The sequence below is a fragment of the Promicromonospora sp. MS192 genome, from assembly GCF_049532985.1.
GTDB lineage: Bacteria > Actinomycetota > Actinomycetes > Actinomycetales > Cellulomonadaceae > Promicromonospora.
In genome coordinates this window covers 1,511,526-1,533,437 of sequence record NZ_CP186693.1, presented here as the reverse complement: position 1 = coordinate 1,533,437, position 21,912 = coordinate 1,511,526, and the positions used below count along the sequence as shown (strand labels likewise).

The following is a 21,912-nucleotide window of genomic DNA, read 5'->3' as shown; positions in this document are numbered from 1 at the left end:
GTCAGGACGGCGCCACCGGTCGCGACGGTGGTGGTGGCGGTGGTCATGAGCCCGTGGTCGTACGGTCGGCGTGCTCATGGTCCAGGGCGGCGCGCAGCAGCTGCAGGGCGTGCTGGGTGGCCACGCGCAGGCGGGACAGGTGGTGTCCCGCCAGGGCTCCGGCGTGCAGACCGGACCGGGTCACGCTGCGCTCCAGGGTGGTGATGTCGGTGCGGGACAGGCACCCGCCGACGGCACGCAGGACGTCGCGAGCAGCGCCCCCGTCACCCGCCTCGATCACCTCGGCGGCGACCTGGCGGGCGATGACCGCATACGGATGACCGGTCGCGTGAGCCAGGCGGGTGACCGCGATGCCGTACCGCGTCCGGTAGCCCACCATGCCTGGTGCGGGGGTGCTGCGCTGGAAGGTGGCGAGCATCGCCTCGACGGCCTGGGCGCGGTCACCGGGTTCTGCGGCCAGCACCGTGAGGCAGGAAGCGATCTCGTCCTCCCACGCCTGGGTGGGCTGTGCCCCGGCGAGGTAGTGGCGCGCGGTCACCGGCTCGCCGGCGACCAGGTGCGTGGTGATCATGGCCTGGCGGGTCTCGGTCAGCCGGGCGCCCGGTCCACCGTTGCGGCTGATCAGGTCCACCGCGTCGGACCACCGGCCCGCCCGGGTCAGGATCTTGACGGTGTCGGCCAGGAGCCGCTCCCCGGCCCACCCGAGCATCCGCGGCCCGTCCGGCTCTTCTCCGTGCACCTCGACACGGTCCAGGGGTAGCTCGTACCGGTCGACCGAGACCCGTGTACTGGTGCGGAGCGCGTGCATCGTGCGCGTCAACCAGACCACTGCGCGATCGGTCTGCCCGACCAGGGCGTGCAGTCGCGCCAGGTCGGTCACGGGCTCCAACATGCCCACCGCCGCTGGGACGCTCAGCGAGTCCTGCGTGGTGTATGCCGAGAGGTGGTGGCGCAGGATCGTGTTGGCTTCCTTGTGCCGCTGGCACTCCGAGGCCAGTAGCGCGGCCTGGTTGAGCGTCTTGGTGGCGAGCATCGCCACGGTGGCCGGGGCGTGCTCGGACGACGCCGGGAGGCTGTCGACCAGGGCCGCCACGCGGTCTTCCAAGGGGCCGTAGGGCTCTGCCGGGCGGGCGATCAGCGGGAACGACCCGGCCAGACCTGTGATGACCGCCGGGGCCAGATCCTTCGTGGCGGCTCGTGTGGCTGCTGGTGGGGTCAGGACCATGGTGTGTTCCTCGGGTCGACCGGGCGGAGGTTGCCGGTGATCAGCAGGCAGGCGTCCCAGCGCGAGGTTGGTGCGGTCCCGCGGCGCAGCGTCTGTGCGGCGAGCCGCACCCCGGCCTCCCCCGACCACAGATCGCCTGGCGCATCGGTCGGTAGCGCCGCGGCCTGGGACCGTAGGGCGTCCCCGACGGCGGACATGCGGTGCTTGAGGCGGATCTCCATCGGCCCCTTCGCGTCGGCCCCGGCACGGTGACCGGTCTGAAAGAGCCCGGCCAGCCCGTCCCACAGGCCGGGACCGGTCAGTCGGCGCATCTGCCGGTCGGTCAGGCAGGCCAGCATCGCCTCCTCAGCCCTCTTCACCGCCTTGCGCGCCTCGTCGACACGCGGGTGAGGGCCTTCGGCCAGGACGCGCGCGCCCATCTGCACCGCACGGGCCATGCCCGCCATCCGCGACCATGACGGCAAGGCCTCCCCGGGCCCGCGACCAGGTGCCAGGCGTCCGGCCTGGACCTCGGCCGGTGTGACCCAGCGAGGCCACCAGACGCTGTCCGGCCACTCCGGGCTCGGCTCCTGCCGCCACGCAGTGAACCAGTCGACCAGATCCTGGATCGGGGCCCGCAGGCTCTCCCGGGAGTAACCGGCGCGCACGCAGGTCGACAGGAACGCGAGCAGACCAGCTGCGCCGTCGGCCATCGTGAAGCTCAGGTGCCCGCCCGGGGTCGGCTCACCGGGCGCGGGGTCATGCCGGACGTACCACCCCGGAACCTCCACACCATCGACCAGCACAGGCCTGGTCAGGCTGGCAACGTAGTCGATGACCCGCTCCATCAGCGGGCTACCGGGGGCACGCCGCAGCAGGACGACACCAAGCCCGAGGATCCCGTCGGTCAGCCCAATCTCGGTCGACGTCGGCGGCTGCCCAGCCGCGGCACGTGCAGCCGCCGCGGCCAACCGCTGCTCGACGATCGCGACCAGCTCGGCATCCAGGGCGATCTGCGCGCGGCGAGCCTCACCCACAGCAGCGACGTCCGGGACTTGGAGGAAGCCGTCCGCGGCTGCCGCGTCCAGCACGAAGGCGGCAGCGGGCACGCCACGGAACAAGCTCGAACCTGCCCCGGTGTCCGGGCCGGTACGCGCGGCCTTCGCCGTGGCCAACGCGCGGGACCACGGGCCGTCGCCGGTCAGGGCGAGCTCGACCGCCAGGAGCGCTGATCCGACCTCTTCTGTGGGGCTCGACGGAACGCCGCCGGGTGGGGTCGGTGGGCTGGCGTTCGGGGCGATGAGTGCGGTGCTGGGTCGCCGGACCTTGCGCCGGCCGAGCACAGGAGTGCGGTGCTGTCTCACGTTCGATTCCAAGTAGTTCGTCGTCTGGGTCCTACGCCCGCAGCGACCGGGACTCAGCTGGCGCGGCATCGGCCGCTCCAGCTGGGGCGCCCGGTGCGACGGTCAGCTCGTACCCGGGCATGGCCTCATCCGGCCCCGTGATCCGCCGCCACCTGGCACGTAGGCCGAGGTCGGTTCGCGGGTAGGACACGCCGACCTGACTGAGCGCCTGCTCGACCAGGCCCATGCGCAGTCCCACCGCTGCCGGCAGGTCGCCCATCCGGACGAGGTCCCCACCCGAGGCCACCCACACTGAGGCCGCCGCCAGGTCAGGACCGGCGCCGTAGCGGACACGGACCGTGACGTCCGCGTCCGCCGGCAGGTGGGCGAGCACGGCGCGGATCTGCGCGCCGAGCTCGCCCAGCCTCGTCGCGGAAGTCATCACGACGGCGCGCCTGTCAAGGAGCCAGAAGCGCGACCGGGCTTGCGTCGCGCGGAACCGCCGTGGGTGATCTGGCCAGGGTTCACCGGTCCGAGCAGGACGGGCACGGTGTGCGGGCCGTCGCCGATGAAGCCCCTGGTCCGGCCGATCGTGTTGCGGTCGACGGCGAGCGTCATGCCGGGGAACCGGTCGAACAGCGCTGGCAGGAGGATGGCGGTCTGGGCGACGGCAAGGTCTGCGCCGGCGCAGTAGTGAGGGCCGTGCCCGAATGCCAGGTGCTTCTTCTTCGTCCGCAGGACGTCGAAGGCGTCTGGGTCAGGGGTGGTGTTGTCGGGGTGGCGGCCAGCGGCGGCCCAGACGGGGAGGATCGGCACGCCCTGCTGAAACTCGACGGTGATGGGGCCGTTGTCGGTGTCGACGGTGGCGGCGATGTCCCGGGTGGCGAACCGGAGCGGCACGGCGCCGGCTGGACCGTCGTGTCGCAGGGTCTCGTCGATCACGTCGTCCCACGCCGCCTGTCCGGACCGCACAGCAGTCAGGGCTTCGGGGTGGGTGAGCAGGTTGAGGATCGCTGAGCCCATCAGGTTCCCGACGGTCTCGATCGCGGCCACGATGATCAGCCGGACTGTGGCCATCCGCTCCTCCAGGCTCAGCGTGCGGCGGTACTGCTTGCTCAGCAGGGTGCTGGTCAGGTCCTCGCCCGGGTGCTTGGCTCGGTAGGCGATGAGCTCTTCAAGGGTCTGCTGCAGCACGGCCTGGTTGGCAAGCATGTCGTTCCTGCTGATGCTGCTGTCGAAGAGGTTGTCCGCGCACTGCTGGAACGCGGGTCCGAGGTGCTCGGGGATACCGAGCAGATCGGAGATGACCTGGATCGGCACGGCGAGCGTGACCAGCGCGCGCAGGTCCACGACCCGTGGCTGCCCGGTGACCGGGTCGGTGCCGGCCTCGGCCGCCCGGCCCAGGGCGGCGGTGACGATCTGCTCGATGCGTGGCCGCATGGCTTCGACCTGGCGACGGTGCAGTGCCTGGTCCAGCGGCTCACGCAGGCGCCGGTGGTTGTCGCTGGCCGGGCTGTTCTCGGCGGAGAAGGCGTGCTTCCCGGCGACCCACGGCATCAGGGGCCAGTCCTTGGGCAGCTCGCGGTTCTTGTAGGTCGGCCAGTGCGCGCCCGCGTCCTTGGAGACCTGCGTGTGGCGGGCCACGATCCGCAGAAGCTCCGGGTGGACGACGGCGCGCGCTCGGATACCGCCGGGCAGCGCAACCCACGGGGCGGGGCCGATCGCACGCAGGGCAGCGATGTCCTTCTGGGTGTCGTTATCCTGGCGGAACTGGTACAGGGCCTCGTCGATGTCGAGCTGGGGCTCCATCAAGTGCACCTCCGGGGTGGGTGGTACGGGACAGGGACGGGTCACAGTTCGTGGCCGCGGGTGGCCTCACGGCGGTAGTGCACGGGCAGCGCCTGGGGGCGGCGGACCCACGGGGTGTGGGCCCACTGGATCTGCTCGACCGGGACGGCCAGGCTCAGGGTGAGCTCCTGGCGGATACGTTCGACGGCAGTGCGGGTGATCAGCCGAGCCTGGGACCGAGCAGGGCAGGCATGCGGCCCTGTCCCCCACGCCAGGTGCGACCTGTTGCCGACCTCCAGGTCGCCGGCGAAGAACTGCGGATCGTGGTTCGCACCGGCCATTGCCAGGACCAGGGCGTCGCCCTTACGGATCTGCATGCCACCGAGCACCGTGTCCTGGGTCGCAAACCTCGGCAAGCAGCTGTTCGGGACCGGGGTGTCCCGCCACAACACCTCGTCCAGCGCCTGGTCCAGGTCGAGGCGTCCGCCCCGCCACCGAGCGGAGAACCGCTGGTCAGCCAGCACGAGGCGCAGGGTCAGCGCGATCCACGCCGTCAGGAACTCCGCGGCCGCGATCAGCGGGACGGTCATCGAGTCGGCGATCTCGCGGCCATTGAGGAAGCTCGGGTGGCGGACGAACTCGCTGGTCAGGTCGACGGCAGCCTCGGCCTGCCGGGAGGCGACGTGGCCCATCAGCGCCTGGCCCATCCGTGTGCGCGCCTCGGCCGTTTGGGGGCCGTACTCCTGCATGATCACGGCCGAGTCCTGGCGCATCTGCTCGGCCGTGTCTGGGTCGAACCCGAACAGGGCAGCCATCGCGCCAAATCCCACCACGGCCGCGTACTCCCGGACCAGATCTACGGTCCCCTCCTCGCCATCCAGCCGGTCCAGGAGCAGCCCGCACACCTGCTCGGTGCGGTCCTTGACGGCCTTGTCGGGCAGTGCCTCCAGGGCGTCATCCAGGGGGCGGCGCAGCCGGGCACGTGTGTCGCCGTCGTGGTGGAACGAGCTCCATGGCTTGGCCGCGATCGGCGGTGTGTAGGCCCAGATCGCCGCCTTCTCAGGGAGTTGGCCTTCGCGGTGCAGCCGCCAGTGCCGAGTGTCACGAGAGAAGAGCGTTCCATCCGGACGCGCCACGGCGAGAAACTCCCGGTACCCGAGAACCAGCCAGGCCGGCACCCCGGGCTCCATCTGCACCGGCGCGACATTGCCCCACCGCTTGCGCAGGTCCTCGTACACCCGCGACGGATCGGCACCTGCAGTGGTCGCGCTCAGATCGGTCAGCGCAGTCACCTGGGACAGCTCGAGCAGTGGCTGCTCTGTGTGGGGGAAGGTCTCCACCGTCTACTCACCGCCCCGCCGCGATCGGCTCGAGAAGCAGGGAGTTGAGCACCGTGGCAGCACCATCCTCGTGGAGCGTTCCGGTGACCTCGTCGGCCGCGTCCTGCACCACCTCGGGAGCGTGGCCCATCGCGACACCACGCTGAGCCCAGCGCAACATCTCCACGTCGTTGAGACCATCCCCCACCGCGACCGTGCTGCGGCGATCCACAGCGAGCTCGTCACGCACGGTCTCCAGGGCAGTGTCCTTGGACAGTCGGGGTGCGGTGATGTCGAGCCAGTCGTTGCCGTCGCGGATCACAGTCACGCCGGTCGCGCTCAGCTCACCGGTCAGATGAGCGATCCCTGGGACACGCAGGACCAGGCGAGTGGTGTTCCGGCCGATGGCCGTCGCGAGATCGACGACCATCTGCTCACCCGACAGCTCATGGGCTGCGAACAGATGGGTCACGCGGTAGCCCTTACCGATCACCTCGGCGGCGACGCGCACACCCGGGAAAGTGCTGCGTGCGTGTCGGACTACCGGGGCCGGGTCGAAGGCTCGGACGTCGTGTAGGCGGTAGCCCCCGCGGGCCGCAGGGTCCAGACGCACCGTGACTGCCCCGTTCGACGCGACAGCCCAGCCCTCGGCGAGCCCAAGCTCGCGCGCAACGGGCAGCACCCCGACGAGGGAACGTCCTGAGGACAGCACGATGTGGTGTTCGGCCTCCAGCGCGTTCGTGACCGCTTCGCGGACGGCCTTCGAGATGGTGGTCGTGCCTGGGATGGCGAGGGTCCCGTCGATGTCTAGCGCCACCAGGCGAGCCCCGCGCTGCCGGCTGATGTCATACGTCGTCGTCATGTCACGTCCAGGGGTAAGAAGTACCTACGCACGCGCCCACGTGGCGCTGACAAGGAATCCACGGCCGCTGTGATCGACATTGCGCAGGCGTGCCGGCTGTCGCGCGACAGATGCCATGCCAACGGCGTTCATCCAGGCCTGCTGCGGCCGCCCAGGTAGAAGTTGGTTCGCCTGCGCCGCCGCACGAGGCCGACTACCCGGTGTCGGAAGCCTGCGGTACGGCACAACGTGACCAGTGCCGGACTGGGCCCAGCATCGCTACGGCCTGGGCAGCGGAGCGCGTGACCGAACCTCGAATCCAGGCTGCTCGGCCTCGTAGTTGACGACGGCCTTGGCGAGCGCAAAGGTCTGCTTGCGGACGGGCGTCTCGATCGCAGCCGCACTGCCGCGGTGCCTCGGTCAGCCTCGCAATGCCCTCGATGGCGAGAGCACATGCGTTGGCCTGGAGAACGCCGCCAGAGGCGCGGCAGCAACGAAACTGCCCCGGGGCCCAGGCGGGCGCGTGGTAGCTGAGAAAGCGGTGGCCGACGCGTCGCATGCCATCTCCCCTGGGCCCTGAAGGCGCGAGGTTCTCTCGCGCGGTCCTAGGAGACCAGTGGGATGACGGACGCCATCACCGCATTTTGCGTCCCATTTTGCGGACACTTTGAATGTCCCGGGGTTGCGGGAGTTGTGCCGGCCCCGTGGGTCGTATCAACTCAGCCAGGGCTGTGTTCGGGAGGTGTCGAGCGCATGGGTAATTCTGAGCATGATCGCCTGGTGGATGTTCAAGGCTTCCAGTTGGTCGAGTGGCTGCCAGACCACTTCGGACGACTCTGACGATGTGCGCGCCTGGCCGCCTGTGACGACTCCGGTCAGGCAGATCGAGAACTGCGAACGGACCTCTCCATCGGAGTAGGCCACGATGTGGTTCGGGTCGGTGTAGATGCCGACCTGTCCCGTGATCTCGACGTCATAGCCCGTTTCCTCGTTGGTCTCGCGGACCGCGGCCTGACGTACTGACTCGCCTGGTTCCATGGCGCCGCCAGGGATGGACCAGAGGTCGTTGTCCGTGCGGTGGATCAGGAGGAGCCGTTCGGCGTCGTCACGGATGATCACGCTCACGGCGGGGACGATTGCGTTCGGCTTGGGAGCGTTCGGATCGTTGACATAGTCGATGCGTGTCATGGCCCTTCCCCTTCCGCGGGGTTCGTCAGGGGTCTCCCGAGCGTCCACACCCGCTCAAGACTGTCGAGATACATGTCGAACATGTCGCGTTCTGGATCCCGCTGCAAGTGAAGCATCGGGGCCAGGTAGCCGGCGACCCCGAAGACGTGTGGGGTCACGAGCATGTCTCCGTCGTAGATGAAGATTGAGTTGTACAGGGTGGTGCGGTGGAGGCGGAACTCGACGTTCTGCTCGTCCAGGAGCGGCCCGTAGTACGCGAGCGCCGCTCGAATACGAGCCGGAACGGCCTCGTGGACTCCTTCTTCTTCGCCCCTCAGCGCTGCCTCCGGGCTGTTGGGGTCTCCGAGAAGGATTCGGACGCGGACGCCATCCTGTGCCTTGCGGCGCATGATCTCGATTGATGACGGGTTTTGCTCTGGAATGAACAGCATGGCGTGTCCCAGGAGCGCGATCTCGGAGGTCGCTCCGTTCAGGAGGCGGAGCCAGAGGTCAGTTGGTGAGGCCCCGCGGTGGGGGTACAACGCGACGACCTCGGGGTGGATGGTGGTGCTGTCACTTGTGGGAGGCCAGATCTCGTCTGCGGTGACACCAAGGGCTGCGGCGACCTGGGCTGCCGTTCGAGGGTGCGGCCGTCGGCCCTCGCGTAACCAGCGGTCGACGGTTTTGGGGTCGACATCAACATGCTGTGCGAGGTCGGCGGCGGTCAGGTGTCGAGCCGCCAACAGTTTCACCAGGTAGTCGTTGACGCGGTTCGTCAGCTTGGGCACTGACTGGACGGTACCGGACACTAGAAGTGTCCGAACTTCAGGACACACCGTGGCCGAGGGGACGCGACGTTTCCCAGACGCGTTCGAAGCTGGCCGCGTACATGTCGAACATGTCGTGGCCTGGATCGCGTCGCAGGTGGGCTGTCGGCGCGAGGTAGCCGTAGGTGCCGTAAACGTGTTGGTTGACGAGCATCTCGTCGTCGAACCGGAAGATCGAGTTGTACAAGGTCGTGCGGTGCTGGCGGAACTCGACACCTGGAGAGCCCAGCAGGGGACGGTAGTACGCCATCGCCATGCGGATCCGTGCGGCCAGGGCATCGCCCAGCCCTTCCTCTTCGCCGCGTAGGGCGGCTTCAGGACTGTCAGGGTCGCCGAGCACGATCCGCACGCGAACGCCGGCCTGGGCCTTTCGCTTCAGCAGCGCGACTGCTCCTGGGTTGTCCTCTGGGAGGAACTGGCTCGAGTACGCAAGCAAGCCGATTTGGGTCTGCGCCGATCGCAGAAGGTCCGACCAGAGCGACTTCGGTACTGCGGCTCGGTGCGGGTACAGGGCGACAACTTCGTCGGGCACACGACTGGCCTTCTCGGCCGCAGCAGGCCAGATATCCCCTACAGGGACACCAAGTGCTCGTTCGACGTCGAGGGCGGTGCGGCGGTGCGGTACACGACCCTCGTGAAGCCACCGCTGGACCGTCTTGTGATCGACGCCGACAACAGCAGCCAGGTCTCCAGCCCTCATACCCCGCTGCTCCATCGCCTGGCTCAACGCATTGTTCATGCCCTGCCCCGTCCTTCACCATGGCCCGTCAGCCGTCCGAGCTGGTTCACCCGCGAAGTTGCACACTCGAGACCACACGGTCATCGCTAGCCACACGCCTCGTGTGAGTCGTCGTCGCAAGCGCGTCCTGCTGCCTGGTTCGATCCAAGTGCAACAGTAGGCTCGTGACAGGAGATCCCGGCGTACCGATGACGAGCGTCTACAGCGAACGAACGTTGTACGACAACCCGTGGGTGCGGCTCGTTCAGATGGAGATCGAGCCGCCGAATGGTCGCAGGTTCTGGCACCACGTGGTTCGGTTGCAGACCGTATCGGTGGCAATCGTGCTGGACAACGCGGACCGGGTGCTCCTGATGCGTCGGCACCGGTTCGCCACCGATCAGGTCGGTTGGGAGGCACCCGGCGGGATCGTCGGACCCAACGAGCAGCCGGAAGAGGCCGCTGCCCGGGAGGCCCTGGAGGAGACCGGCTGGCGCCCGACTGGCCCCGGCCTGACGCTGGCGGCGTTCCAGCCGATGCCCGGAATGGTCGACACCCCGCACGAGGTGTTCCTATTCAGGGGCGCGGACCGCGTCGGTGACCCGACGGACCTGGAGGAGGCGGCGGTGGTCGAGTGGGTGCCGCTGGATCGGGCACGCGAGTTTGTCGGTACCGGGCAAGTTCTGGGCGCGGCGACGATCATCGGGCTTCTGACCCTATGGGCTGGGCACGCCGAGGCGTAGCTCCAAGGCAGCCACCCGGCGAAGCTGCCGCACCGAGCCGGCACGGGTGGCCAGGTCGCGACCGACGCGCAGGACGGTGACAGCCTGGTCGGGGTGGCCGGCTGCCAGCAGCGAGTGGGACAGGTCGACGTTCGCCTGCGCGGCCGCTCGCAGGTGCCCGTCCCCGAGGCGTTCGAGTGCGTACTGCAGGTTGGCGATGGCGTCCTCGTCGCCGAGCCGCGCCAGGGCGGCACCGCGCCACCGGGCCAAGCCCGGCTCGTCGAGCACGAGGTACGGCGCGTCCGGGTCGTACCCGTCTGCCGGAAGTAGCCTCGCCGCCTGGTCGAACTGGTTCAGGCTGGTGGTCTGGTTCCCCGCGATGGCACCGATCTCCCCAAGTACGGCATGGAGCCATGCCCTCACCATCGGGGACACCGACCGGGCCCCAATCTCGATCGCGTGCCCAGCAAGTCGCTGCGCGCCCTGGATCTGTCCGGCGTCGACCAGGACGTAGGCCTGCTGTGCGATGGCGTGGACGAGATCGGCAGGAACGATGCTCTCGCGGCCGGCGTCCTTGGCGACCTCGTGCAGCCGCCACGCGCCCTCCAGGTCGCCGGCGTCCAGGCGCACCCAGCCGGCCAAGGACGCGGCGTCGCTGTGCACGCTCGCGATCCCCGCGCGCACCTGGGGCTGAACGCTGAAGGATCGTAGGGACGCGAGCGTTGCCAGGTGCCGGTCCAGGAGCTGGCTCGTGCGGGCACTGGACTGGGTGGTCTCCTGCAGGCGGATCTGGTCGGTCCGGCGCGCCAGCGCCAGCACGTCGCCCGCGCTGAGCGCGGACGCCCGCTCGATCCAGCCGATCAGGTCATCCGGTTGCCCAGGGACCGTTCGGCCGCGTGGCGTGGGAAAGAACCCCAGGTCCGCGTCGGTCGCCGCGCCCAGCACGGCACGGAGCGCATGGCGGTACGGCTCTTGCGGCCACCGGGTCTCGCCGCGCTCGTACCGGCCGATCGCGCGGGTATCGAGGTTCGCAGGTGCCTGCTCGTGGGGGATCGCCTGGTTGGCGAGCTCGGCGAGCTCGGCGCGACTCATTGGGCGACCCGAGCCTGATGGTGAGTTCTTGGCCTGCCGCGCAGCGCGCAGGCGCGTGTTCGGTTCCAGCACTACGCCCCCGATGTGTTCTGCTTCGCCGCCGGTCCCGCGCTCCAGATTGGCCGCCAGATTGGTCTCCCCGTGACGCTCCGCATCGGAGACGGTAGTCCAGGTCGTTGCCGGATGCGTCAGCACCATCCGGTGCCCCCACGGCCGACGTTTGCGCTGCTGGAGCGGAGGGAGACACACATGGCCGACGCCGTGGAGGACGCGACACAGTTCGCGACCGTTTCCTCTGGCTTGCCCGTAGCCCGTGCGGCAGACCGAGGCCAGCCGCTGTGCCCGGTCCATGGGGCTCTTCGCCTGGCAGGGTCTGGCGCGTTGCGCGCTCCGCACGGCGACGAGATCGGCTATAGCGTGCTGGAAGCGAGCGATCTGCGTGCCCTGGCTCGGTGCGACCCTGCTCCGGAGAGGCCGCACGTTGAAGGAGCGCGACCGTTGGCCCGCCTCGTGTGGGCGGTCGCCCGGATTGTTACAGGCTCGCCGGTCCGCGGCGGTCTTCAGCACCTTGAAGGGGATACCAGGGATGAGCGTCAGTACCGCAGATAGCCAAGATCTTCGCGATGCGTTGGTCGACCTGTTGGCCGCCGATCAGCGGGGCAAGGGGCGCACGCTGCGTCCGGAGGTGGAGGCGGCGCTGCGGAAGGTTCCTCGTGAGCTGTTCACACCGGGGATCCCGGTGGAACGGGCGTATGAGAACAAGACCATCATCACCAAGCAGCTTCCGACGGGCGAGAACATCAGCTCGGTCTCGGCGCCCTATCTGGTGGCCGAGATGCTGGGCCAGAGCGCCGACGCTCTCGGCTCGCTGGAGGGCCGCGACGTCCTGGAGATCGGGTCCGGGGGCTACAACGCCGCGCTCCTGCGTGAGCTGGTGGGCCCCTCCGGCTCTGTCCTGACCGTCGACATCGACCGTGAGGTCACCGATCGGGCTTCGGCGTGCCTGAGCGCGGCGGGCTACGACGACGTCACGGTGGTGTGTGCGGACGCCGAGCATCCCATCGTGGAGGGCCGCCGCTACGACTTGATCATCGTCACGGTCGGGGCGTGGGACATCCCGCCGGCCTGGCGTGACCAGCTGACCAACGACGGCGTGCTGGTCGTGCCGCTGCGGATGTATGGCACCACCCGCTCCTGGGCGCTACGCCGCTCCGGGGATCGGCTGTCCAGTGTCAGCCATCGCCTGTGCGGGTTCGTCGCCATGCAGGGCGATGGGGCCAGCGCCGTGCGCTATCTCGATCTCGCCGAGGACGTTCACCTGCGGCTGGACGAGGGCGAGCAGGTCGAGGAGGCGTCGCTGGCGGGCATCCTGGACCAGCCCCGCGTGGAGGCATGGGCCGGGGTGAGCCTGCCGGCCCGCACCGCGCTGTCGGACCTGGACACCTGGCTGGCGATCCGTCAGGGCAAGCAGAACGTGCTGCTCTCGGCACAGGACTCGGCCATCACCGCTGGCGTCGTCACGCCGGGGTGGCAACACGGTTCCCCGGCCACCCTGGACGGCCGCACCTTCGCCTATCGGTCCGAGCTTCGTTGGACCGGCAAGCAGTTCGACCTCGGGTCCTACGCGCACGGCCCCGATGCTGCAGCCGCAGCCGAGCACATGGTCGTTCTGATGCGTGCCTGGGTCGAGGCGGGTTGTCCTGCCCCGGAGCTGGTTGTCCTGCCCACAGCGACCCCGGACGCCGCCCTGCCGGACGGGGCGGTCCTGGACAAGCGGCACAGCCGTCTCGTCCTTTCCTTCACCAACCGACAGAACGGAGCCTCCCAATGAACCTTGTCCTGAACCTTCGCCTGGTCGACGCCGGGCCCGGCACCAGCGCCTACGCCACCAACACCGACGACGACTGCGGCTCGGGCAACACCGGTTCGGATGCCTGCACCGGCGGGAAGAACGTCAACTCCAACCGCGGGAACCAGTGACACCTGGGTGACACCCGCTGATCGGGCCCGGCCGCTCCCCGGCCGGGCCCGCGTCATCTCCTGAACCCTCTTGGAGCGTGGATCGACGCATGTTCCGCACCGCGCACGCGGCACTTGTCAGGGCCGCCGCCTACCCCTCGGACCTGGTCCTGCCCGACTGGCCGGACCTGACGACCGATCAACCCGCACACTGGATCGACTGGCTCACCCGGGTGTGGGAACTACCGGAGTTCTCCGACGTGGTCACCCAGGCAGCTCCCGACCTCGCCACGCGAATCGATGCCGCGCTGCGTGGTGACCCGGTCTCCACCCGCCGGCTGCGTCGCCTGACCGAGACGGTCCTGCGCTACCTGCTGCGGTGGACCACTCGCGCCACGCCCTTCGGCCGGTTCGCGGGCATCGCGCCGGCCGCCTTCGGTGCCCATACCGCCGTGGCCTGGGGCGAGGGACACCACGACATTGCACGCCCCGACGAGCTTCACATCGCACGGCACGTCGCGGCAGCCGAGCAGGACCGTGCCTCGCTCCGCACAGCACAGGTGGTCACCAACGCGCTCGGGTATGCCCGCGGCGGGGCCTGGGTGCTGCCTGCCGCCCGCACTGCGGACGATCGCCTGTGGGACGTCGAGATCGAATTGACGCAGCCGATCCACGTTGCGGTCCAGGCCGCACGCACGCCGATCGTATTCGCTGACCTGGCCACGATCACCGCCGAGAAGCTCGCGACGTGCCTCGACGACGTCGAGGTGCTGCTGACTGCTCTGGTGCGCGAGGGCGTGCTGATCTCCGATCTTCGCCCGCCGATCACCACCGTGGTCCGGGCCGCCCACCACACGCCCCACCCTGATTCCCATGACGCGCTCTCCCCGACGGGAGACAGGACCACCGTCGACCGGCGCATCGACGCTGCCGTGACGCTGCCGCCCTCCGTGGTCCGCGAAGCACAAGAAGCCGCCAACACGCTGACCGCCATCGCACCGCGACTGCCCGGCTGGGACACCTACCACGCAGCGTTCCTGGACCGGTGGGGCCCCGGAGCAGCCGTGCCGCTGCGCGATGTCCTCACTGTGCTCGGCTTTCCCCGCGGCTACCGCGGCATGCCCCGCCCGACACCGATGCCGTTCACCGCCACCGATTCGCTGCTGATGGGTCTAGCCCAGCAGTCCGCGCTGGACGGCGGCGCGGAGGTCGTCCTGGACGACGACCTGCTCGACCAACTGACGGTCCAGGACGACCGTCCGCCGATCCCGCACACCGAGCTGCGATTCACCCTCGCGGCCCCCACCACCGGCGATCTGGACCAGGGCAGGTTCACCCTGAACGTGGTCAGCGGTGCGCGCCACGCCGGCGTCGCCGCAGCGCGCTTCTTGCACCTGCTCGAACCGGCCGAGCAGGACCAGTTCCGCAACGTATACCAAGGCCTACCGACCGCGATGCCCGGCGCACGGCTCGTGCAGCTGTCCGCACCTCCGCTGCAGGCCCGACTGGCCGCCCTCGCCCGCACCCCGCAGTTCCTTCCTGTCCTGCCGGTGGGCGACTTCCACCCCGACCCCGCGCACACGGTTGACGACCTCGCCGTCGCCGGCGACGCCCACCGCCTGTGGCTGGAGTCCCGCACGACCGGGCACGTGATCGAGCCCCTGCTGCTCAACGCCGTCCTGCTCGCGACCGCCCAGCAACCCCTGACCCGATTCCTCACCGAGATCTGGACAGCCTGGAACGCACCCTGCACCCCGTTCAAGTGGGGGTACGCGGGCAACTTGCCCTTCCTGCCCAAGGTCCGACGAGGCCGTTCGATCCTGCACCCCGCCCGCTGGGCCATCCCGAGCACGGCCCTGCCCACCCGCGCCGGAACATGGTCCCAGTGGCACGATGCCTGGGCGCGCCGACGCGAGGGCCATCACATCCCGCGGCATGTGCTGCTCGGCGACGACGACGTCAGGATCCGGCTCGACCTGGACGAGGACGCCCACCTCGCCCTGCTACGCAGCCACCTCGACCGGAACCAGGACGCGGTCCTGACCGAGGCTCCCGGCCCGTCCGGCTGGATCGGCGGCCGCCCCACCGAGATCCTCCTCACCCTGACCAGCACACCACCCACACCTCAGCCGGCCCCTCGACCCGTCAGGCCCACCACCACGATCCAGCATCGGCCAGGCAGCGGGCAGTGGTTGGAAGCCCGGTTCCACGGTCCGACCGATCCGATCCTGGCTTACTTGGCCCGGACCGGGCTGCCCCGGGGCGCCTGGTTCATCCGTTACCCCAACCCAGACCACCACCTGCGAGTCCGGGTCCCCCTCCACGACATCACTCACGCCCAAGCCGCTCATCTCCTTGCTGGGCACGCCGAGAGACTGCACGACGGTGACCTCCTGACCGACTACAGCCTCAACACCTACCGGCCCGAGACCCGATACGGCACCGGCCAGACCCTGGCCGCCGCCGAGGCCATGTTCGCGGCCGACTCCCGCACCGCCCTGAGCCGCCTGTCCGGAGACCGGCAGGCGTCGACTGCCGCCGGGATGCTGGCCATCGCGCACGCCTTCACCGGCGACGCTCCCCGCTGGCTCGCCGACCACGCGCCCCACCGCGGCGGACCGCGCCTGGACCGTGCACAGCTCGCCGCGGCCCGCGAGTACCAGATCGACCAGGACCTCCTTGAGGCGGTCGCTGCCTACCGAGTGCGGGTGGACCGCGACGGTCTCGACGTCGACCGGATCCTGGGCGACCTGCTGCACATGCACCACGCCCGAATGATCGGCGTCGACCTCGACTCCGAACGGCACTGCCTGCGCCTGGCCCGATCCCTCGCCCTGACCAGCCTCGCCCACCTCAACGCCGCCCGCACGAACGCTGCCCGCACGGACCGTGCGCACCCCGTGCTTGCCCAGGGGGCGTCGTGGTGACCGGGCAGTCGCTCGCCGAAGGAGCGGCTGGCATCGCGCTGCTCCATCTGGAGGCCGGCGACCGGGCCGCAGCGTTCACCGCACTGCAGGACGCCGTCGGGGGCGGTGTCAGCGTCGCCGACAACGCCAGCCTCTTCCACGGCGCGCCCGCCCTCGCGTTCGTCTTGGCCACCGCATCGTGGCCGGAACTCACTGATGCCCGTGCAGTAGCCTCCGACGGCACCGTGATCGTCACTCGCCGCAAGCTGGACGCAGCTCATCGACGAATCGACCAGGGCCGTCGTCCCGACTACGCCGAGTACGACCTGATCCGCGGCTTGACCGGCCTCGGCGTCGCCCTGCGCCGGCTCGGCGACCACGACCTGCTCCGTGACGTCCTGACCTACCTGGTCCGCCTCACCGAACCAGTCGGCGAACTGCCCGGCTGGTGGTGCAGCAACGGCCCCAGACGGGACCAGCCCGACCCCGCCGGCGGGCACAGCAACCACGGCATGGCCCACGGCATCACCGGACCCCTGGCCCTGCTCTCCCTGACCCACCTCGACGGCCTCCACGTCGAAGGCCAGACCAAGGCCATCCACCGGATCCTGTCCTGGCTCGACACCTGGGAACAACACACCGCCGACGGCGCGACCTGGTGGCCGCAAACCCTCACCCGCACCGACCTCCAACACAACCAGCCCAGCCAGACAGATCCGAGCCGGCCGTCCTGGTGCTACGGCACACCGGGCATCACCCGAGCCCTACAACTGGCAGCCCGTGCCCTCGGCGACACTACCCGTCAACGACGCGCCGAGACCGCGTTCACCGCCTGCATCCTCGACCCCGCCCAGACCGGGAGCTTCACCGACCGAGGGCTGTGTCACGGCACCGCCGGCACCCTGACTACCGGCCGCCGGATCGCCGCCGACGCGCTCACACCGCTCAGCATCGACCACCTCCAAGCCCTCCACGACGCGACCATCACCGCCGGCGAGCAGCCGGGCCTGCTCGACGGCCGCGCGGGCGCCGCGCTCGCTGTCGCCGGGACCAGGACCAACTGGGACGCATGCCTCCTACTGTGCTGACCCCGCTGCGATGACGAAGGACACCACCATGGACCAGACCACCTGGAAACACGTCACGATCGACTACCCCGGCACAACCCCAGAACAGCGTGAACACCGAGCCGTCGCCCACCTGACCAGCGCCCTGCCCGCCGCCGAGACCGACAGGCTCATCACAGCCTGGTTCTACGTCCGCAAAGGCCCGTGGCGCATCCGCTACCTCCTCGCGCAACCGTCCAACAGCGACCCGGTCCACCCGCTCCTGACCGACGGGACCACCTGGACCAGCGACATCTACGAACCGGAAACACACGCCTTCGGCGGCCCAGGCGGGATGAACGCCGCCCATGCCCTCTTCCACGGCGACAGCCGCAACCTCCTGACCTACCTCAGGAACGCCCCGACCGACCGACCCGAGCGGTCCCTGGTCCTGTTCACCGCCCTGATGCGCGCCGCCGGACTGGAACCCAACGAACAAGGAGACGTCTGGGCCAAGGTCGCCGAACAACGCCCCGCGCTGCCCACCCCAGCACCCACCACCGAGGCGTGGACGTCCTACAGCAACGGCATACGCCAGCTCCTGCTCGGCCAAGCCCGCACCGAGCTCGTCGGCGCCGACTGGCTCTCCACCTACGAAGCAACCGGCCACACCCTCCGGGCACTGCGCCACCACGGCGAGCTCACACGCGGAATCCGGGCGATCATCGCCCTGCATGTGCTCTTCGCCTGGAACCGGCTCGGCCTGCCCACGACAACCCAGGCATTGCTTGCCCGCGCCGCAATGCAGGCAACCTTCGGAGACGAACCCTGCCTGCCGGACACTAACGCACAGATCACCACGGCCAGCCAGCACGGAACAGGCCTTCATCACTCCAGCAGTCCTCGGACGTAGAAGACCCCGTGCGCCACACCCAGACCACTGGGCGAGCGCCCGTGAGCAGTTCGATCGCGCGGTAGAACGGATCGACTCAGTGGCCGACGTGCAGAGGTCGGCTCACCTGCCCGACAGTCCCGAGATCGATCTGGGCATCAGCGCCGGCTACGTGGCGGCACGATTCGTCGAGACGTTCGCCGGTCAGGACCGATGTTTGCTCTAGGGGCCGGGTTCAGTCTAGGGGCCGATGGTGGCGGTGGACGCGGAGGTGTTTGCCGTCGGATGTTTCGGGGAAACTGGTGACTATGCCTGCCTCTTCGAGGCGGCTGAGGATTGCTCTGTGGGCGTCGTCAGCGGGGACTAGGGGTTTCGATGTGCCGTAGCTGCTGATCTCGGCATAGACGTCGCCGATTTGGTGGACCAAACGTTGCACAGTGGCGGGCTCCGGAATGGATCGGGCGATCAGTGCGACCAGCGTCTGAGGGCTGGCGGCACCATTGATCAGTGCCGCAAGCTGCTCTTCGGTGAGTTCCAGTTTCTGGCTCTCGCAGTATTCTGCGATGGCCCGAAGTCCTTGCGGATCGACGCCTGAGGTGTATTGGTCAAGGTGGTCTACGATCATTTGCTTGACTGGCCGGGGCACGCGGCGACTGTCCATTACGGTGGCGACTGCCGCTGCCGGGACGAGTGTCGGTGACATGTAGTGCACGAATTCTGTCGAGCGTGCGATCGCGGCTTCGAGCGTTCCGGGATCCGCGACCACGTCTGGCGTGAAGCTCGTCTGGTCGTCGGGGATGATGCCGGCGGCGATGAGGAGCCCGGTCAATTCTCCCGGCTCGGGGGCTATGTCGGAACGCGAGAGTGGCGTGTCCAGGCCGATCTCGCTGGCAACCCTGACTCGAGTGGCTGGGTCGGAGATCGCCTCGGAGGCCTCAAGGAGCCTGATAGCGACCGTCCGCGCCTCGTCCTGCGTCCCGGACATGGTGATCGGGCGAATGATGAGCAGGGTCGCAAGGTCGGAATCGACGCCGCGCTTTTGTATGTACTCGTAGATGTTCTCGATCGACGGCTCTAGCTTGAGATACTGGGCGAGAGCGCTCCACGCAACCTCGTCGACCTTGGCAATCTGTGTGGTCTGGCAGAAGGGGTCCGCACGGGCAACGAACATCTCGATCAGATCAGGGTGGGCGCCCGCTACATCGTTGACGATCTCGTCGAACGCCTCTGGCTCGATCACCGTGGGGCCGGTCCGGTCGAGGGCCATGTAGTCGTCGAGCCGTTCGAGCGTGTACGCGTAGATCGGCTCACTGGCCTTCTTGACGAGGTCCATCGCCGGGTCCTGGACGCCAGTGAGATGAGTCAGGTTCTCAGCAGTGATCGTGTAGGCGTTGGCCGCACGAACGATCGCGAGGGAGCCCTTGCTCAGCGGCCGGACGTCCCGCAGCTTGGCCCCAGCGGTAACGACAAGCTGTGCGGCATGGCTGCCGTGGCTTCCGTCCGTCGTCAAGGTCGGGAAAGACGTGTAGTACTCCTCGATGTAGACGCGCACCGACTCGTCGAGCTGGTACTCGATACGCGAGTCCCAAGACGCCAGGGCCGCGTCGACCAACGCATGCCGCAACCCGTCGGATACGGGTGCATGTTCGACGAGGAAGGAGAAGATTGCGTCCCACCTTCGCGTCAGCATCTTGACGAGACCGGGGGCGTCCTTTCCTTGACGGAGGTAGCTGTTGATGAACGGGATCCCTGCCGTGACAGAAGTCAGGAGTTCATCAGCGATGACGCTGGCCGCGGATCGTCCGCCCTTGATGAGATGATCGACGATCGAGATGTTGTGCATACTCGGTTCTCGAACCGCTTCGGGGCGTTCACGGAGTATGGCGTCAACCTCATCTCCCGACAGTTCATAAGTGAGGTCGGGCATTCCCTTGTCCACCTGACGTAGTACATAGTTCATCGCGTTCACGTTAATGTGGTCGCCGTAGAACGGTGAGATGTAGAGGCTGAAGTACTCGTCCAGATAGTCTCGCTCGATGAGCTCACGTGCAAGCGGCGACTTGATCAGCGCCTTCGCTCGCTCCGCGAAGGTGACGGGAGTCGTCGACTCTGTTGGAGGGGTAACTTCCGGCGATCGATAGAGTTGCGCCCAGCTCGCATGCCTGACCTTCGCGATATCACTCGTCAGCTTGTGGAGCTCGAGCTCCAGCCTCGGCCGTTCCTCTTTCTCCCAGTGCGCCGGATCGAAGGTTTCATGGATAAGCTTACCGAGCCGTGCAGGGTTGAGTCCGAGATGGCCAGCCGAAGTATCAATGAGGAGGTTGGCGTCATTCTTGATGAAATCTCTCCAGAACGCGGCATCAATTGATTTAGGGGTTGTCAGCCATTGACCTCCTAGATGGACCCGAGCCTTCCCGTTCGACGACAGGTTCTTCGCGAGTTCAAAGAGCTTCTCGGTCATGCGGTCGGCCCTGTATTCAAGCGTGTCGAGACCATCGAGAGCTTGGCGGTGCGTGGCTGCCATGGCTACTCGGTTGCCCGCTATTGCTGCGATGTGTTTGCGGCCGAACTCGTACAGGGCGTCGAGCTCGCTGGTACCGAGGCGGATCTTCTCGAAGTCCGCGAGGTGCACGTTCTTGTAGACGACGATGGCGAACAGGTGGTTGTCGTCCAGTTCTGGGACCGGGTGCTTTCCTTTGATAAGTTGGCGGTGGAACACCCTGAATTCGTTCCAGATGTTGGTGACCAGGCGCATGTCGGCGATGTGCCGAGCGACGAGGCTGATGAGTTCGGGGCTGACTTTGAAATGTGGCCCGTTGAATGTCTTGCTCATCAGGTCTCGGGCGTTCTGCCGGCTGATGAACGGGACGACAGGGATCACCAGGTCGAAGAACTTGGTCCGGTTCGCGCGCTCCACGCTTTCGCGGGCAAGGTCGAGCGATGTCACCGTGTGCGCCTGGTTGGTCTCGCGTTGCTCGGCGGGCTTGGACTCGGTTGCGCCGGCCGTGGCCTGGTCTGCGGCGGTGAGGTCTTCTCCGAGCTGCTCGAAGACGGAGTCGCGCATGGCGTAGATGAAGCGGATGGGGAGTTTGTCGAGTTGCTGAGCCCGGTTGAGCAGGGTGTTCAGCGAACGCAGTGTTTCGAAGATCTCGGTGTTCTCGAATCTGTCGATGTCCTCGAAGACGACCAGGTTGCGACGGGTTTCGTCGAAGAAGTAGACGATCTCGTCGAGGTACTCGTCGAAGTAGCTCGTCGATCGAGGAGACAGGGTGATGTTTGCGCTTGAGGGCCCGGCGGAGATGCCGTCGATCACGAGTTTGCCGCGTGTCAGGCGCAGTAGGAGATAGGTGCCCGTACCGACCGCGACGAATGCGAGGATGAAGACTGCGAGTGCCGCCAGAGCACCGCTGTTGACCACGCGGCTGATCTGCCCGCTCAGTACGAGTAGAGCTGCAGCGAGGAGGCCGATGATTATCGCTGGCAGGACGCCGTCGACCATGCGCCCGCGCGTGGTTCGCCGGAATCGAGATTTCGGCATGTCCTGGGGTCGTGCCTGGTAGAGGATCTGCTTGACGATCTCCTTCTGGATCTGGTTCGTCGGTGTGGTGGCGGCCGGGTTTGCGTCCTCGGCGGTCGAGGTCTTGTCCGGCGCCCCCAGGCTCGACAGAGAGATGCTTACGACCTTGTCGCCGTTCTCCTCAAGATCCCGAACGAGTTGTTGCAGGATGCTGCTCTTCCCGGTGCCGTACGCCCCAGTGAGCGCGATGTTGTGCGCTTCGTTGCGCGTGATCGCGTCCTTGAGCAGCTCAAGGTACAGACCGTGGTCGCCTTCTTCGTATCGTGGGGTAAGTGAAGCCAGCACCACCCCTGGGCTCGACGCGTCGCTCGGTGGCACCGTGGTCGAGGCATTCGTGCTGTCACCCATACGCCGAGGCTAGGCGTGTCACCGGCCAGTCGCCCCAAAGGTGGCGGGCTATTTCCGCCTTTCACCCGATGGTGCCCACCCGCCAGGCTGTCGCACGGGGCGGGGCGCAACACGAGCAACTGTGCCAGCCCTCGCTCGGCCTGGCCCACCTCGAGCCGACCCG

The 21,912-nt window shown here is 68.1% G+C and carries 17 protein-coding genes; 6 read left to right on the top strand and 11 right to left on the bottom strand.

Annotation, left to right across the window (positions count from 1 at the left end; all coding sequences use genetic code 11):
• Positions 1–43 precede the first annotated feature (43 nt).
• The 9 genes from ACO229_RS06895 to ACO229_RS06855 form a co-directional block, all read right to left on the bottom strand.
• Positions 44–1,225: a hypothetical protein gene (locus ACO229_RS06895; protein ID WP_423464283.1), complete on the bottom strand. Its 1,182-nt coding sequence runs from the start codon at positions 1,223–1,225 to the stop codon at positions 44–46.
• Positions 1,216–2,637: a hypothetical protein gene (locus ACO229_RS06890; protein ID WP_423464282.1), complete on the bottom strand. Its 1,422-nt coding sequence runs from the start codon at positions 2,635–2,637 to the stop codon at positions 1,216–1,218. The genes ACO229_RS06895 and ACO229_RS06890 overlap by 10 nt, the downstream gene beginning before the upstream one ends.
• Positions 2,600–2,992 (bottom strand): hypothetical protein, encoded by a 393-nt coding sequence (locus ACO229_RS06885; protein WP_423464281.1) that lies wholly within the window; start codon positions 2,990–2,992, stop codon positions 2,600–2,602. Before ACO229_RS06885 ends, ACO229_RS06890 begins: the two co-directional genes overlap by 38 nt.
• Positions 2,989–4,356, bottom strand: coding sequence for a cytochrome P450 (locus tag ACO229_RS06880; protein ID WP_423464280.1), 1,368 nt, complete (start codon positions 4,354–4,356; stop codon positions 2,989–2,991). Before ACO229_RS06880 ends, ACO229_RS06885 begins: the two co-directional genes overlap by 4 nt.
• Before the next feature lie 41 nt (positions 4,357–4,397).
• Entirely contained in the window at positions 4,398–5,675 is a 1,278-nt protein-coding gene (locus tag ACO229_RS06875) for a cytochrome P450 (RefSeq protein WP_423464279.1), read from the bottom strand.
• A gap of 7 nt (positions 5,676–5,682) precedes the next feature.
• On the bottom strand, positions 5,683–6,516 hold the full coding sequence (locus tag ACO229_RS06870; protein WP_423464278.1) for an HAD family hydrolase: 834 nt from the start codon (positions 6,514–6,516) through the stop codon (positions 5,683–5,685).
• 693 nt (positions 6,517–7,209) lie between these two features.
• The gene (locus ACO229_RS06865; protein ID WP_423464277.1) at positions 7,210–7,683 is read right to left on the bottom strand and encodes an NUDIX hydrolase; all 474 of its coding nucleotides are present in this window, start codon (positions 7,681–7,683) and stop codon (positions 7,210–7,212) included.
• The gene (locus tag ACO229_RS06860; protein WP_423464275.1) at positions 7,680–8,450 is read right to left on the bottom strand and encodes a helix-turn-helix domain-containing protein; all 771 of its coding nucleotides are present in this window, start codon (positions 8,448–8,450) and stop codon (positions 7,680–7,682) included. Before ACO229_RS06860 ends, ACO229_RS06865 begins: the two co-directional genes overlap by 4 nt.
• A 37-nt stretch (positions 8,451–8,487) precedes the next feature.
• Entirely contained in the window at positions 8,488–9,228 is a 741-nt protein-coding gene (locus ACO229_RS06855; RefSeq protein ID WP_423464274.1) for a helix-turn-helix transcriptional regulator, read from the bottom strand.
• A gap of 188 nt (positions 9,229–9,416) precedes the next feature.
• Here ACO229_RS06855 and ACO229_RS06850 point away from each other — a divergent pair, with 188 nt between their 5' ends.
• Positions 9,417–9,950 (top strand): NUDIX domain-containing protein, encoded by a 534-nt coding sequence (locus tag ACO229_RS06850; RefSeq protein WP_423464273.1) that lies wholly within the window; start codon positions 9,417–9,419, stop codon positions 9,948–9,950.
• Here ACO229_RS06850 and ACO229_RS06845 read toward each other — a convergent pair.
• Positions 9,924–11,219, bottom strand: a complete 1,296-nt coding sequence (locus ACO229_RS06845) for a hypothetical protein (protein ID WP_423464271.1) — start codon at positions 11,217–11,219, stop codon at positions 9,924–9,926. The two genes, ACO229_RS06850 and ACO229_RS06845, sit on opposite strands and share 27 nt — an antisense overlap.
• A gap of 388 nt (positions 11,220–11,607) precedes the next feature.
• On the opposite strand from ACO229_RS06845, the gene fxlM reads away from it, so the two are divergent.
• From fxlM to ACO229_RS06820, 5 genes are all read left to right on the top strand, one after another.
• The gene (fxlM, locus tag ACO229_RS06840; protein ID WP_423464270.1) at positions 11,608–12,852 is read left to right on the top strand and encodes a methyltransferase, FxLD system; all 1,245 of its coding nucleotides are present in this window, start codon (positions 11,608–11,610) and stop codon (positions 12,850–12,852) included.
• The gene (locus ACO229_RS06835; protein WP_423464269.1) at positions 12,849–13,001 is read left to right on the top strand and encodes a hypothetical protein; all 153 of its coding nucleotides are present in this window, start codon (positions 12,849–12,851) and stop codon (positions 12,999–13,001) included. Before fxlM ends, ACO229_RS06835 begins: the two co-directional genes overlap by 4 nt.
• 89 nt (positions 13,002–13,090) lie before the next feature.
• Positions 13,091–15,907, top strand: a complete 2,817-nt coding sequence (locus ACO229_RS06830; RefSeq protein WP_423464268.1) for a lantibiotic dehydratase — start codon at positions 13,091–13,093, stop codon at positions 15,905–15,907.
• Entirely contained in the window at positions 15,901–16,974 is a 1,074-nt protein-coding gene (locus ACO229_RS06825; protein ID WP_423464267.1) for a lanthionine synthetase C family protein, read from the top strand. The genes ACO229_RS06830 and ACO229_RS06825 overlap by 7 nt, the downstream gene beginning before the upstream one ends.
• 28 nt (positions 16,975–17,002) lie before the next feature.
• The gene (locus ACO229_RS06820; protein WP_423464266.1) at positions 17,003–17,845 is read left to right on the top strand and encodes a thiopeptide-type bacteriocin biosynthesis protein; all 843 of its coding nucleotides are present in this window, start codon (positions 17,003–17,005) and stop codon (positions 17,843–17,845) included.
• Between the two features lie 214 nt (positions 17,846–18,059).
• Here the strand turns inward: ACO229_RS06820 and ACO229_RS06815 are convergent, their stop codons facing one another.
• Positions 18,060–21,749, bottom strand: coding sequence for a P-loop NTPase fold protein (locus ACO229_RS06815; protein WP_423464264.1), 3,690 nt, complete (start codon positions 21,747–21,749; stop codon positions 18,060–18,062).
• Between the last annotated feature and the right edge of the window lie 163 nt (positions 21,750–21,912).